The sequence below is a fragment of the Mammaliicoccus sp. I-M35 genome (assembly GCF_022386455.1).
Classification (GTDB): Bacteria; Bacillota; Bacilli; order Staphylococcales; family Staphylococcaceae; genus Mammaliicoccus; species Mammaliicoccus sciuri_A.
Genome location: NZ_JAJNIL010000008.1, coordinates 58,706 through 72,921 on the forward strand (window position 1 = coordinate 58,706; position 14,216 = coordinate 72,921).

18 protein-coding genes are annotated in these 14,216 nt (G+C 32.1%); 12 read left to right on the forward strand and 6 right to left on the reverse strand.

What is annotated here, in order from left to right:
• The first annotated feature begins 45 nt into the window (after window positions 1–45).
• On the forward strand, window positions 46–597 hold the full coding sequence (gene isaB / locus LQ679_RS10195) for an immunodominant staphylococcal antigen IsaB family protein (RefSeq protein WP_051575462.1): 552 nt from the start codon (window positions 46–48) through the stop codon (window positions 595–597).
• A gap of 2 nt (window positions 598–599) precedes the next feature.
• Here the strand turns inward: isaB and LQ679_RS10200 are convergent, their stop codons facing one another.
• Window positions 600–914, reverse strand: coding sequence for a thioredoxin family protein (locus LQ679_RS10200; protein WP_037590067.1), 315 nt, complete (start codon window positions 912–914; stop codon window positions 600–602).
• A 71-nt stretch (window positions 915–985) separates the two neighbouring features.
• Between LQ679_RS10200 and LQ679_RS10205 the strand changes: the two genes are divergently transcribed.
• The 3 genes from LQ679_RS10205 to LQ679_RS10215 all read left to right on the forward strand — a co-directional run bounded on the left by LQ679_RS10205 (window position 986) and on the right by LQ679_RS10215 (window position 2,444).
• Entirely contained in the window at window positions 986–1,189 is a 204-nt protein-coding gene (locus LQ679_RS10205) for a DUF6440 family protein (protein ID WP_037590068.1), read from the forward strand.
• Between the two features lie 33 nt (window positions 1,190–1,222).
• Window positions 1,223–2,002 carry a GH25 family lysozyme gene (locus tag LQ679_RS10210; protein WP_481817226.1) on the forward strand — a complete coding sequence of 260 codons (780 nt, stop codon included), beginning with the start codon at window positions 1,223–1,225 and terminating at the stop codon, window positions 2,000–2,002.
• A gap of 67 nt (window positions 2,003–2,069) precedes the next feature.
• Window positions 2,070–2,444, forward strand: a complete 375-nt coding sequence (locus LQ679_RS10215; protein WP_107577315.1) for a polyketide cyclase — start codon at window positions 2,070–2,072, stop codon at window positions 2,442–2,444.
• A gap of 52 nt (window positions 2,445–2,496) precedes the next feature.
• Here LQ679_RS10215 and LQ679_RS10220 read toward each other — a convergent pair whose 3' ends face one another.
• The 3 genes from LQ679_RS10220 to LQ679_RS10230 form a co-directional block, all read right to left on the reverse strand.
• Window positions 2,497–2,715, reverse strand: coding sequence for a TetR-like C-terminal domain-containing protein (locus tag LQ679_RS10220; RefSeq protein WP_239762638.1), 219 nt, complete (start codon window positions 2,713–2,715; stop codon window positions 2,497–2,499).
• 864 nt (window positions 2,716–3,579) lie between these two features.
• On the reverse strand, window positions 3,580–4,362 hold the full coding sequence (locus LQ679_RS10225; RefSeq protein ID WP_239762640.1) for a trypsin-like serine peptidase: 783 nt from the start codon (window positions 4,360–4,362) through the stop codon (window positions 3,580–3,582).
• Window positions 4,363–4,461: 99 nt separating this feature from the next.
• Window positions 4,462–5,448 carry a YeiH family protein gene (locus LQ679_RS10230; protein ID WP_239762641.1) on the reverse strand — a complete coding sequence of 329 codons (987 nt, stop codon included), beginning with the start codon at window positions 5,446–5,448 and terminating at the stop codon, window positions 4,462–4,464.
• A gap of 97 nt (window positions 5,449–5,545) precedes the next feature.
• Between LQ679_RS10230 and LQ679_RS10235 the strand changes: the two genes are divergently transcribed.
• Window positions 5,546–6,388 carry a LysR family transcriptional regulator gene (locus LQ679_RS10235; RefSeq protein WP_037590071.1) on the forward strand — a complete coding sequence of 281 codons (843 nt, stop codon included), beginning with the start codon at window positions 5,546–5,548 and terminating at the stop codon, window positions 6,386–6,388.
• Between the two features lie 55 nt (window positions 6,389–6,443).
• Here LQ679_RS10235 and LQ679_RS10240 read toward each other — a convergent pair whose 3' ends face one another.
• Complete coding sequence (locus tag LQ679_RS10240; RefSeq protein WP_239762643.1) at window positions 6,444–7,052, reverse strand: FMN-binding negative transcriptional regulator; 609 nt, start codon at window positions 7,050–7,052, stop codon at window positions 6,444–6,446.
• 292 nt (window positions 7,053–7,344) lie between these two features.
• The gene (locus tag LQ679_RS10245) at window positions 7,345–8,097 is read right to left on the reverse strand and encodes an IclR family transcriptional regulator (protein WP_025904769.1); all 753 of its coding nucleotides are present in this window, start codon (window positions 8,095–8,097) and stop codon (window positions 7,345–7,347) included.
• 157 nt (window positions 8,098–8,254) lie between these two features.
• Between LQ679_RS10245 and LQ679_RS10250 the strand changes: the two genes are divergently transcribed.
• The 7 genes from LQ679_RS10250 to LQ679_RS10280 all read left to right on the forward strand — a co-directional run bounded on the left by LQ679_RS10250 (window position 8,255) and on the right by LQ679_RS10280 (window position 14,209).
• The gene (locus LQ679_RS10250; RefSeq protein ID WP_037590073.1) at window positions 8,255–8,887 is read left to right on the forward strand and encodes a bifunctional 2-keto-4-hydroxyglutarate aldolase/2-keto-3-deoxy-6-phosphogluconate aldolase; all 633 of its coding nucleotides are present in this window, start codon (window positions 8,255–8,257) and stop codon (window positions 8,885–8,887) included.
• Between the two features lie 15 nt (window positions 8,888–8,902).
• Window positions 8,903–9,847, forward strand: coding sequence for a sugar kinase (locus tag LQ679_RS10255; RefSeq protein WP_196307604.1), 945 nt, complete (start codon window positions 8,903–8,905; stop codon window positions 9,845–9,847).
• A gap of 23 nt (window positions 9,848–9,870) precedes the next feature.
• Window positions 9,871–10,953, forward strand: coding sequence for a mannonate dehydratase (gene uxuA, locus LQ679_RS10260; protein WP_239762647.1), 1,083 nt, complete (start codon window positions 9,871–9,873; stop codon window positions 10,951–10,953).
• Window positions 10,946–11,779: an SDR family oxidoreductase gene (locus LQ679_RS10265; RefSeq protein ID WP_196307606.1), complete on the forward strand. Its 834-nt coding sequence runs from the start codon at window positions 10,946–10,948 to the stop codon at window positions 11,777–11,779. The genes uxuA and LQ679_RS10265 overlap by 8 nt, the downstream gene beginning before the upstream one ends.
• A 242-nt stretch (window positions 11,780–12,021) precedes the next feature.
• A complete protein-coding gene (locus LQ679_RS10270) occupies window positions 12,022–13,506 on the forward strand; it encodes a BglG family transcription antiterminator (RefSeq protein WP_239762657.1) in 1,485 nt (494 codons plus the stop codon).
• Window positions 13,499–13,882: a PTS sugar transporter subunit IIA gene (locus tag LQ679_RS10275; RefSeq protein WP_239762659.1), complete on the forward strand. Its 384-nt coding sequence runs from the start codon at window positions 13,499–13,501 to the stop codon at window positions 13,880–13,882. The genes LQ679_RS10270 and LQ679_RS10275 overlap by 8 nt, the downstream gene beginning before the upstream one ends.
• Before the next feature lie 15 nt (window positions 13,883–13,897).
• A complete protein-coding gene (locus LQ679_RS10280) occupies window positions 13,898–14,209 on the forward strand; it encodes a PTS fructose transporter subunit IIB (protein ID WP_037590079.1) in 312 nt (103 codons plus the stop codon).
• Window positions 14,210–14,216: the final 7 nt, after the last annotated feature.

Here is a 14,216-nt window from a genome sequence, read left to right on the forward strand (position 1 = left end):
GTATCGTCTTATGATACATAATCTATATAAAGGGAGAGTAATCGAATGAACAAATTTTCAAAAGTTTTTGTTTCAACCGGTTTAGCAGTAGCGACAGTATTTACGGTAGGCGCGGCGGATAACGGTCATTCCGTTGATGCGGCGAGCAACAGTAATATGGATAGCCAAGCTTCTCAACCTTATACTTCTTATTACAATGGATATGTGAGTTATGACCCTGGATTTTTCATAACGGATACATTCAAAAAAGGATTTGAGTCAGGTAATTTCACGTTAAATGGATATGAAACACCTGCACATGAAGATTATGCTAAAGAACATCAAGATGAAGCTAAAAATATAAATTTATATGATCAAAATTTAAATGTATATAGTAACTACGGTTTAGATGCTAATGCACAACCGACAAATGCAAATCAATTTAATTTATCAATAGATGATGTAGTTGATTCATACGGTACAGATTTCAGTAAATCAGGCAGTCCAAGAAGTGTTGAAGGTCAATATTCTTGGAGTTTAAATGGTTATAAAATTGCCTTCACTTCTGATGAAACAGGTACTGTAACGAGAATTGATTTCTATACGATAGTTGAATAGTGTTATAGATTGTTAAATTGTTCTATACGATATTGAAGTTCATCAAAGTCTATTATACGGGCTTGTCGGTGAACTTCTTTTTGTTTGTAATAAAGTAATACGACAGGTGAAGTGAATAAATTTAATTGTCCGACTGCTTCTGGCATTTGGTTAGCAACAATTTCGTATGCTGGAATGTCATATTCCTCAACCATTTTTTGTACGATTGGATGATCGGCTTTACATACCGAACAATTCTCGCTAGATACATAGATTAGTGTGAATGTATGTGCATCAATCTGTTTATTTAATTCATCAAAAGTTGTGATGATTTTCATGAAATTTAACTCCTATCATTTAATTATAATGGCAAATATTATACCATTATATGAGAAAAGGAGGAAAAAATATGTTTGGTAACAAAGATAATGATTCAAAAGATAATAATCGATTTTATGTTAAATCGGTAGATAATGTTAAAGGATTAGGTCGCATTTCAATTCTTGTTGATCGTGAAACAGGTGTTAATTATATCAATGCTTGGGTAGGTACAGGCAGCGGTTTAACACCATTGTTAGATGAGAATGGAAAACCTGTAATAGATAAAGTTTAATAAAATATGCATCAATGACAAAGGAGTATTTAAATGTCTAGAAGATTTCTAAAAATGATGATAACAGTCGTGACGATGATGTTTATCATCAATGTATCATCTGAAGAAGTAGAAGCGGCCCAAGAAGAAGGTACGATGGGTCATGGTTATAAGAAATACATAGAAAATGAAAATCAAAATACTTTTAGAAACAAACAAGAAATAGAGGAATCTTCGACAGTAGCTAAAGATGATTCGATACTTGATTTATCAGAATGGCAAGGAGAATTAACGTCAGCTCAAGTTAAAAAGCTTAAAGCCAATTATGATTTTATTATTATAAGAGCACAGTATGGTTCAGACTATAAAGATGCAACATTTGATACAAATTCAAAATTACTTTCTGCCAATAATATGAAGTATGGTGTATATACATATAGTATGTATGAAAATGCAGGTGAAGCAAGAACAGAAGCGAAATCATTATATAATAGAGCACCTAATGCAAGTTTCTATATCAATGATTATGAGGAAGAATCAGTTGCTTCAGGAGATACGAATGCAAGTACACTCGCTTGGTTAAATGAAATGAGGAAGTATTCAGGCGATAAGAAAGTATTACTATACTCTTATGAAGACTTTATGGTTAATCATACAGCGAATGCTGTAGGCTCTTATGATGGTTATTGGTTAGCCTCATATCAAGAAACACAACCCGAAAGAGAACATGTATTATGGCAATACACAGATAGTTACTATTCATCAGAACTTGATCAAAATGTCGATGCCAATGTACTAGGACCAAATGTACAATCAAGCTGGTTTATAAATTGATGAGCATTATAATTTCTCTTTTATAAAGTGAACTGTATAATCACTTGAAGAAAAGAAGGTGAATATAATGAACATATTAGATGAATACTTTATCTTATTTGATGAAGCAAGATACAGTGAAGAAAGTTTTCATAAATTAAATGAACTATTTCATGATGATATAGAATTTGTATTAAATAAGAAGACTTTTAAAGGTAAAGAAGCTTGGAAGCAGTTTGTTAAAAGTGTTTATACAACAAATAAAGATTTAAAACATATGCATAACGGTTGGACGCAAAACGAAGACGGTAGTTATGAAACAGATTGGGCAATTTGTGGTAATCGATATGAAACAGGTGTCTATACACAAGAAGGCAAAGATATCGCAAGATTAGATGAGAACGGCAAAATTATCTACTTAGAAAACCAACCTAAAGATGATCAATTGTTTTCAAATCAATGATAAAAAACTTAGAACAGTTCCTAAAATTATTTTGGGAACTGTTCTTTTTCCATTAATGGGACGGACCATTATTGACGATTGTTGTGAAATGTTTGATTAAATAAGATTTATCGATTCTTTTTTCGTCTTGTATCCAATGTTTAATAAATGAAATACCTGCACCTGATACATAGCTAGTGAAATATAGTAATGGAATATCACCAATAGTGTTGTTGATATTTTTATATGAACTTAAATAATCAAATATCAATGGATAATAGATAAAAATCAAGAAAGAGCTCTTTCTTCAGACGATTATGTTAAGTATTACGAATTTTATAATTAAATAAATATTGTCTAATTTTACATAAATTGGTGTAATAATGTCAATAAATAATCGGCGTTGTGGCGCAGATATAAAAATTAATACTGCACAGAAATAATAAATGAGACTGAGACATTACATTGTGTCCCAGTCTTTTTTATATGGAAAAATCAATCTAAACGTGAGCCTCTATGTTGCTTGTTTGGGGAGTCTTGCAATATACAGAGGTTCTATGTTGCTTGTTTGATGAGACTTGCAATATACAGGAGTTCTATGTTGCTTGTTTGATGAGTCTTGCAACATACGAAGCGCCTATGTTGCTTGTTTGGCCAGTCTTGATAAATACGAAGCGTCTATTTATCTTGTTTGGTCAGTCTTGATAAATACGAAGCGTCTATGTTGCTTGTTTGATGAGTCTTGCAACATACGGAGGTTCTAAGTTGCTTGCTTGATGAGTCTTGCAACATACGAGGCGCCTATTTATCTTGTTTGGTCAGTCTTGATAAATACGAAGCGTCTATTTATCTTGTTTGGTCAGTCTTGATAAATACAGAGCGCCTATTTATCTTGTTTGGTCAGTCTTGATAAATACGAAGCGCCTATTTATCTTGTTTCGCCAGTCTTGATAAATACAGAGCGCCTATTTATCTTGTTTGGCCAGTCTTGATAAATACGAGGTCCTCAACATTGCTAGTCACACCTCACTTGCAATATTCAGCCTTTATTTCTAAAAATATGAAAAGTGTCTAGAACATTTCTGTCCAAGACCTTTGTATATCTTAAATATCTATATAAATAGATACTTTAAAGCTAGGATTTTATATCCCAGCTTTATTGTTTATGTTCTTCTATAAATGCTTTTGTCTTACCGGTAATGAGTGGTCCGCCTGTGTATATGACTCTAGTTGATGGGTTTTTGACTTTTTCAGTTGGACGAATGCCATGTGCATGTATACCGATGACATGGTTGTCTTGATTAAATACTGGAGATCCTGAAAATCCTATTGTTCGATGCATGTGTCCGATATATTCGATATAGTCTTGAGTTGGTTTAAGATAGAATCCTTTTGATTGATACATATATTGACCGTCATATGGTTCTTCATTTGGATAACCTGCCATAAATAATGCTGATTTAGGTTTCAATTTTTGAATTTCACGTTCGGATGCTATAGTTAAAGGTTTAATTTTAGGTGTTAATGATTTTTCAGTAATGAGTACTGCGACATCTCTTTCGTTTGATTTATAAAATTGCTTAATCTTGAATTTCATCGGTGTATATTGATTAGATTTAGCTGGAAAGAAATAAAATTGTTTCTTTTCCTTATTTCCATCATCATCACTTGCGACATGTGACGCAGTGATAACTGTATGATCATCGACGACAAACCCTGTTGCGCCATTTCCTGACTTACCTGTTTCATCAGATGTGACTTTACCAACTGCTTGATTGATAGTTTTATCGTTTGAATGAAATGGTTTGATTTTAAGATGTTCATTTGGAATTTGTGAACCTAATTTAAAAGCTTCTTGATAATCATGATGTGTTGCTTTAGTAAATGTATCTTTATAGGTTGCAGGGACATCAGGCTGTATCAATAAATAATTGAACATGGAAATAATGAGTATTAAATATAATTTGAGGTATAACAGCATTTAATCACAATCTTTCTCATAATTGAATCATCACTATGTTATACCCTTATATTGCTATTATAAAAATCCAACGACAATAAATGTGATTACTGATAACACGACTGACGTTATAAGCATTGCTATCATTGGTTTGAATGCTTTCGTTTTTAAGTCACTGAAAGATACATTTAAACCGATACCGACCATTGCCATAATTAAGATAAGTGTTGTAAATGTGCTGATTACATTTAATATGGCTTCAGGAATAGGAATGAACGTATTCACAGCGCTCATAATTAAAAATCCAATTAAAAAGTACGGAAAGTCTATTTTTTGTGATACTTTATGTGATCTCTTTCTATTAACGATAATTAAGAAAATAATACTTAATGGTATTAATAGAAATACTCTACCTAACTTAGTTAACAAACCAATACCTAGTGATGACTGACCACCGGCATCTGCTGCTAAAATAACGTGTGCAATTTCATGTAAGCTTGAACCTGACCAAATACCATAAAATTCAGCATTCATTGGAAAAATAGCGAATAATAACGTGTAAGTTAAAGAGAATATTGTACCCATTATTGCCACTAAACCTACACTAATCCCAACATCACTATCTTTAGATTTAAGGATAGGTGATATCGCGGCAATTGCAGCTGCACCACAAACACCAGTTCCAACACCCAATAACAAGACTAAATTGTTATCTCCTTTAATGATTTTATTTAAAAACAAAATAAACAATATCGCAAAAGCGACGACACTAACATCTAGTAATAATAATGTGCTACCTTGATGAATAATCGTCCATAAATTTAACTTAAGCCCGTATAGAATAATCGCAAATCTTAATAATTTTTTTGATGAAAATGCAATCCCCGATTCGATTTGCGTAGGATATCCCCTGAAATGTCTATATAAAATAGCTGTAATAATCGCAATTGCGAGTGCCCCGACTTTGTTAAATACCGGTAAATACGATAAAAGTATACTGACAATAGCAACTAAAAAAGTAAAGCCAATACCGAGTAAAAAACGTTTATTAAATTTCTCCCCCATAATGTTCACCTCAACGTAAGTTTAAGCGCAAGATGAATATTTGTGAAATGCTATTTTTAAATATATAATATAACAAAAATGATATGAGGTGGTTGCAGTGGAAGATAAATTACAAATCTTAAAAGTAATTGTAGAAGAAGAGGGCTTTACGAATGCTGCCGAAAAGTTATATAAATCACAGCCATCAATAAGTAGAGATATCAAAACACTTGAAGAGAAATATCAAATTAAGATTTTTGAAAATACAAGAAAACATATAATTTTGACAGAAGAGGGAAGAGAGTTATATAACTATGCATGCCAATTAGCAATATTAGATGAGCAATTGCAAACGAAAATTAATCAGCATAAAGAAGATGTGAAAGGGAAGTTTGTCATAGGAACGAGTCACACATTTGGCCAATCGATGTTATTAGATTTAACAATCTATCTACAAACAAAATATCCGAAACTCAATATTCATATTTATGTCTATAACTCAGCTGATATATTAAGTAAGTTGAAAGATTACTCACTAGACCTAGGCATTATCGAAAAGCCAGTACTGGACGACAAAATCAATAGTGAAGTCCTAACGAGAGATAAACTATTACTCGTGAAAAATAAACAAACAAACCAAAATTTAAATCAATTAAGATGTTACGTTAGAGAAACAGGATCAGGAATAAGATATTATCAAGATATGCTATTACAACAATTGAATTTAACATCTCGTAAAGTCGTCATTAACGATAACCAATTAATTTTAGAACTCGTTAAACAAAACATGGGCTTTACGATATTATCTAATTTCTCTATAAAATCATTTGATGAAGATTATATCGTCACAAACGACCTAGATTTAAATCGGAATTTCTTTATAGTGTCTAACAAATCAAGATACAAGACAAATAAATATAATACGATCGTAAATGAAATTAAGAACTATGAGTTTAGATAAATAAACGAATCCCCTCACTAATATTAAAAGTGAGGGGGTTTATATGTAACAACATTTATTTATTATCTTCAATTTCTTTAGCCAATACTGTGTCTACAGGATTTACACTTTTATTAAGTTCCTCAACAATATTCTTTTTATCAATGTCACTACGATTCTGGCTTAGTTTATAAGCAGCATCAATTTCTTCAATTTCCATTTTAAAACCTACAATACCTTTAACTTGTTTTTTCGTTTGATCTGATAAATTGTTCCAAGTAGCACCATTTTGTCGATGACTTTCATATTTATTTAAAAGGATCGTCAAATCATCTACTAACTCTGACTCACTTAACAAATGCCCTTTACCATACGCATGTATACTTTGGTAATCCCAAGTTGGAACATCTTCTTTTTCATACCATGTAGAAGAAATGTAAGCATGAGGACCATGGAATATGATAAGGATATGTTCGTTTGATTCGATTGTTTGCCATTGTTTATTAGCCTTTGCAAAATGACCTGATACATATAAGGTATTATCTTTTTCTTCAATATTAACAGGTAAATGTGTAGCAAGAGGTTTTAATTCGTCATAAGTAATGATGGTTGCAAAATTATTATGCATCATAAAATCTTTGATTTTTTCATAATCACGCATCTGATAATATTTTGGTACATACATGTAAACGCCCCCTTATAAATTATTCATCATAACGCACGAAGACTGAGAGATATCGTGCGCTAAGGTATAAAAACAGGGTGTAACGCACGAAGACTGAGAGATATCGTGCGCTAGGGTATAAAAACAGGGTGTAACGCACGAAGACTGAGAGATATCGTGCGCTAAGGTATAAAAACAGGGTGTAACGCACGAAGACTAAGAGATATCGTGCGCTAGGGTATAAAAACAGGGTGTAATGCACGAAGACCGAGAGATATCGTGCGCCACCCCCGCTCTAAAATTACTAAATCTCTTAATGATACCCAAGTAATCTCGAAATTTTGTTGGCACATGTTTTTAATTCATCTACAAAGAACTCTTTCTTATCTAATTCTGTTGTAGGGAATGAAAGGCTGATAGCGCCTTGGACTTCGTTTCGATAGTTTACGAAGTATGTACTTACGCAATATATGCCTTTTTCGTTTTCTTCATTATCAACCGAATAACCTTGTTCTCGGATGACTGCTATTTCATCGATGAATTGATCATAGTCTGTGATTGTATTTTCGGTTAGTTTAACAATGTTCGATTGATTCCATATTTCTTGGATTCTTTCATTGTCATACGTCGAAAGGATAGATTTACCTACTGCTGTGCAATACATTGGTGCTCGTTTCCCAATTTTTGATGCCATCGATCGATTGTTATTGCTTGGTATAAATTTATCTATATATACCACTTCGTTATTGTCTTCCACTACTAAATGACATGTTTCCCCAACTGTTGTCATCAGCTGACTTATCATACTTTTAGCTACATTTAAAAAATCAATGTTTTGTACACGTTTATTCCCAAGTTGGAACATTTTAAAAGTTATTTCATATTGATTGGTCAATGCGTTTTGTTGAACGTAGCCATTGCTAATCAATGAATTAACAAGTCTATGTACAGTTGCTTTAGATAATTGAGTTTCATCTACTAAGTCTTTTAATGATATTTGTTCTTTTTCAGATATGATTTCTAAAATGCTTAATGCACGGTCAATGGATTGAACGTTAGAAGCCATAATCATCACCTCTTTGATAAAAATATAGCATAAATTATTCTATGAATTAAGTAACATAGATGAAAATAAATAATTGACAACGTTTTCACAAACGTTATAATAATACTAAATATTACTATACAATACATTGTATCATAATGTGGAACGGAGGGCTATTTTGAAAAAGTATAAAATTTTAAACCAGTTACATGAAAATTACCTCGTTGCAGTTGTTAGAGGGAATGATGAGGATGAAACAAAGAAAATTGTTGATGAAATCATTAAAGGTGGATTTAAAAATATAGAAATTACGTTTACTGTACCGAATGCTGAAGAAGTGATTAATCAAGTACATAAACAATATGGTGATGATATCGTTCTAGGTGCAGGAACAGTGTTAGATGCTGCTACAGCACAAATTGCGATTAATAAAGGGGCGCAATATATTGTAAGTCCACATTTAGACACCAATATATCTAAATTATGTAATGTATATTCTATTCCATATTTACCAGGTTGTAGTAGTGCAACAGAAATTATAGAAGCGTTACGCTATGGATCTGATTTAATTAAACTGTTCCCAGGAGGACAATTAGGTGCCGGTTTTATTAAAGATATTAAAGGTCCAGTACCTAATGTAGAACTGATGCCTTCTGGAGGCGTGAATTTAGATAACGTATCAGATTGGATTGAAAAAGGTTCATTCGCTGTAGGTATTGGTGGCGACTTAACGAAAGAATTTACAGGAAATAATTTTGAAGTTATTTCAGAAAAAGCTCAAAAGTATGTAGAAGCTGTTAGAAATCGATGAAAGTGAGTGGTAGAAATGAGGCTTTTCACAATAGGTGATTCCATGATAGCCATGAATCCTAGTAATAAAGGACCTTTGAAATTTAATCATACATTCCATAGAACAATTGGAGGCGCGGAATTAAACGTAGCAATCGGTGCGAGTAGATTAGGGTTAGAAACAACTTTTTATTCAAAAGTTGGTAAAGATGAATTTGGTCAACACATTATCAATAATTTACGTGGAGAAGGTATTGATACTGAGTATATCGAACAAGTACCAGGAAAAAACACGTCCGTTTATTTTAAACAAATAAATGCAGATGGAAGCGGTGCTTCATTTTATTATCGAGACAATGCACCCATTAAAGACTTAACAGAAGAAGATGTAGCACATATTAACTTTGATGATATTGACTATTTCCACGTCAGTGGTGTGTTTGTCGCATTATTACATCATAAAATCGAACTGATTCAATCAATGATGAAAAAAGCACAAAAAGCAAATACAACTGTAACTTTAGATCCAAATATAAGACTAAAAACTTGGTCTAAAGAAACAGCAAGTGAAAGTCTAGGTGCGTTATTACCTTATACAGATATTCTGTTAACAAGCGATGAAGAACTAGAAATTCTTAAAATAGCGACACCATTTGAAAATATTGAAGATTTATTAAAAGAACAAGACTTACAAGAAATCATTGTCAAAGGTGGACATTTACCTACACAATTTGTAAGTAATGAAGAACAATTTGAAACAGAAGTCTTTCCAGTAAGTCCAATCGATACAGTAGGCGCTGGAGATGGCTTTTCAAGCGGATACTTGTTCGCTTTAAGTAAAGGATATACAGCAAAAGAGCGCGTAAGATTCGCAAATGCAGTTGGCGGAATGGTTACAGAAGTAATAGGCGATAACGAAGGATTGCCATATTTAGAACAAGTAGAAAGTTTCTTGAGTGGTAAAGGTATAATAGAAAGATAATCGGCAATTAGGAGATGGATAAAATGGAAATGACATTTCGTTGGTACGGAAGAAACAATGACACAATTACATTAGAAGATATTAAACAAATACCTAATACAACTGGGATTGTATGGGCACTTCATGAAAAGCCAGTTGGTGCTGTTTGGGAAAAAGAAGAAATTAAAGAAGAAGTTGAATATATTGAATCATACGGATTTAATGCAAAAGTTGTTGAAAGTGTGAATGTTCATGAATCTATTAAATTAGGTAATAGTGAACGTGATGAATTAATTGAAAACTACAAACAAACTATTGAGAATTTAGCTGAATATGGTGTGGAAGTTATTTGTTATAACTTCATGCCAATATTTGATTGGACTAGAACAGATATGTTCCATCCATTAGAAGATGGTTCTACAGCACTATACTTTGATTATGAAAAAGTTAAAAATTTAGATCCGAAAGAATTAATAGAAACTGTTTCAAGTGCGAGTAAAAATCTAACAATGCCAGGTTGGGAACCAGAAAAATTAGATCAAATTTCAGAACTATTTGAAGCATATAAAGATATAGATGAAGAAAAATTATGGGAAAACTTTGCATACTTTATAAACGCAATCATTCCAACTGCAGAACGTTGTGGGATTAAAATGGCAATTCACCCAGATGATCCACCATATTCTATTTTCAACTTACCAAGAATTATTACTGGTGCAGATAGCTACGAGAGAATGTTTGAAATCAATAATAGTCCAAATAATGCGATTACGTTATGTACGGGCTCTATGGGTGCTTCTAAAGATAATGATATGGCAGAAATTGCTTTAAAATATCATGAGCATGCACCATTTATGCATATTAGAAATGTTCGCATTTCCGAAAATGGCAGTTTTGTAGAGACTTCTCATTTTACAGAAGACGGTAATATTGATATTGCACAAATTATGAAACATTTATCAGATGCAGATTATAAAGGATACATTCGACCAGACCACGGTAGACATTTATGGAATGAAGAATGTCGTCCAGGATACGGATTATATGATAGAGCATTAGGTATTATGTACTTAAATGGATTATGGGATGCATATAAACTTGAAAAGGAGTCTGGTAAAAATGTTTAGTAAACATGAAAGTTTAAAAGATAAAGTCGTTGTAATTACAGGTGGAAGCGGAGTGCTTTGTAGAACAATTGCGAAAGAATTAGGCAAACAAGGCATGCAAATCGCCATTTTAAATCGTACTTATGATAAAGGTGTAGAAGTTGTTAAAGAAATAGAAGCTGAAGGTGGTATTGCTCGTAACTATTCAGTTGATGTTACGAATGAAGAATCACTAACGAAAGCTAAAGATGAAATTTTAGAAGCATTTGGAAAAATTGACTATTTAATTAATGGTGCAGGTGGTAATAATCCTGACGCTATTACAGATTCAGAGTCATATAATGCTGAAGATAAAAAGAACTTTTTTGATTTAGAAAAAAGTGGATTTGAACACGTATTTAATAATAATTTTATTGGCTCATTTGTCGCTGCTAAAGTATTCGGCAAAGAATTACTGAAGTCAGAACATGCAAGCATTATTAATTTCTCTTCCATGAGTGGTTATGCACCATTGACTAAAGTGCCAGCATATAGTGCTGCAAAAGCTGCTATTAATAACTTTACGCAGTGGTTGGCTGTTTATTTTGCAGAGGAAGATATTAGAGTTAATGCGATTGCACCAGGATTTTTCTTAACAGAACAAAATAGAGACTTATTATTAAATGAAGACGGAAGTCTGACGGCACGTTCAGAAAAAATATTAAGTCAAACACCTCTTGGAGAATTTGGGAAACCAGAAGCACTTATCGGTACGATTTTATGGTTATTAGATAAAGATTATTCATCATTTGTAAATGGCATTACTGTACCAGTCGATGGCGGGTTTATGGCGTATTCAGGCGTTTAATAGAACTTTAAATTCAAACTCATTTTAGCAATTTTGCTAAAGTGAGTTTTTTTTGTGCGCAATTTTAATTGGCATGCAGACTTTTTACAAATGTAGAAGTGTAAAAGAGGTTAATTCATTACTTTAGTAACATGATAGTTTATAATGAATGATATTTTAATGTCTATTGTAATGGACAAACAAAAGTAAAACGCTTACATATATTTGTTTTATGATGAAGCTACAGGGAGGTTGTAAAAGTCATGGAAGGTGATAATCAAGAGAAGTTAATTCATTACTTATTAAATGCGCATTCGTTTGTCGATTCGAATCGATTGGCGAAACATCTAGATGTTTCTACTAAAACGATTTATCGACTTGTTAAACGTATAAATGATTATTATAAAGAGCCTCTTATTATATCTGAAAAAGGTAAGGGCTATCGTATTGATGATAAAGAATATATTGAACAGCATGAAACGGGGCAACTTCATCAAAATGATTTGTTTTCTCCTATTGAAAGACGAAATATGATGACAAAAGATTTATTGTTAATCTCCCCTAAGTCGATATCTATCTTTAATATTATCGAACGTTATTATATTTCTGAAAGTGTTCTAAACACAGATGAGAAAAAAATTGAAGAGATGTTAAAACGTTTTAATTTAAATTTAGAAAGAAAGAATCGTCATTTATCTATAAATGGTGATGAAAGTGATATTCGAAATGCATTGTTAGAACTCATTGGAGATGGGCAACTGTCTAATTTCTCTGCATATAATGTTATCGATCAAAATGAGGATAAAGATGCACATTTTGTGCAAGAACAAATTAATAAGATTGAGAGTTATAAAGATATGATTATTCCTTATCCTTATAATGTGAACATTTTCTCTCATTTATATATCTTGATCATGCGCTTTAGAAAAAGAGGTGTGATTAAACCAGACAAAGATAGAAAGACACCTGAATTGATAAAGTTAAAAAATGAGTATCAATCATTTTATAGAATGAGTGACATGGTAATTGGCAATGTTGAACAATATCTTCATACTCAATTACCTGAAAATGAACGGATTTATTTGTTTGAATATCTTATTTCTTCCAGATTTGAAACGCAAAATGTTCAGCATAATCAAGAAGACATGCAATATTCACAAGAAGTCATCGATATAACAAATGCATTGATAGACGGTGCGAGTCAGGAATTAAATCATTCATTTAAAAATATTGATTTAGAGCAGCAACTTCTTAAACATATTAAACCGATGCTTAATCGAATTGAACATGGGTTAAATGTCAGGAATGCTTTAATAGAACAAATTAAAATTGAATATCCACATGTATTTACAGTTATTCGACAGATTTCAGATCAAATTTCTGAAACATATCATATTAAAAAAATGAATGACGATGAAATAGGCTTTTTAACATTGTATTTTGCGAAAGAACTTGAGAGAAATCCGAAGAAAATACAAACACTGATTACTTGTACTACAGGCATAGGTACTTCTGAATTATTGAAAACCAAAATAGACAGAAATGTACCTGAAATTGAGATTGTAGATGTTAAATCTTCTTTTGATTTACAAGAAGATGAATTGCATAAAATCGATTTGATTATTTCAACTGTTCATATACCTGAAGTAAAGCAAATTCCAATCGTGGTCATCAGCGCAATGTTTAATAAGAATGATCAAATTAAATTGCGAAAGATGATAGAAATGTTAGGTGATAACAATGAATGAATCGTTATTTTATGAAATTAAAACAACTAACACAATGTATCAAGATGTCATTGAAGAAATAGGTAGTCAGTTAAAGATAGATCAGTACATTCAGTCTGAAAGTGTTTTTATTGAAGAAGTACACGAGCGAGAACAACATGGGAATATTGAAATTTTTCCAGAAGTGATTTTACCGCACATTCAAAGTGAGAACATATTAAAGACTAAAATATTTTTAATAAAAAATGAGACAAATCTTATGAACTGGCATGACCAGTCATTGAAATTGATTATTTTGTTAAATCTTAAACCACAAGAAGATCAAGCAGTATTGCAAGACATTCAAGCATTTATGAGGAATTTAGCAGACGAAGACTTTGTAGAGTCATTATTATAATTGGAGGAATGAAATATGAATATCGTGAGTATTTGTGCTTGTACAGTAGGTATTGCACACACATATATCGCAGCTGAAAAGTTAGAAAAAGCAGCTGAAAAGAAAGGTCATAATATCAAAATTGAAACACAAGGGACAATAGGTGTAGAAAATGAATTGTCACCTGAAGATATTAAACAAGCTGATATCGTGTTGCTTGCTGTAGATGTAAAGGTAAGCGCTAAAGAAAGATTTGAAGGTAAAAAAGTCATCGAAATACCGACAGATGTCGCAATAAAATCTCCAAATAAATTAATAGAAAAAATCGAACAAATTTCACAACAATAAAGGAGAT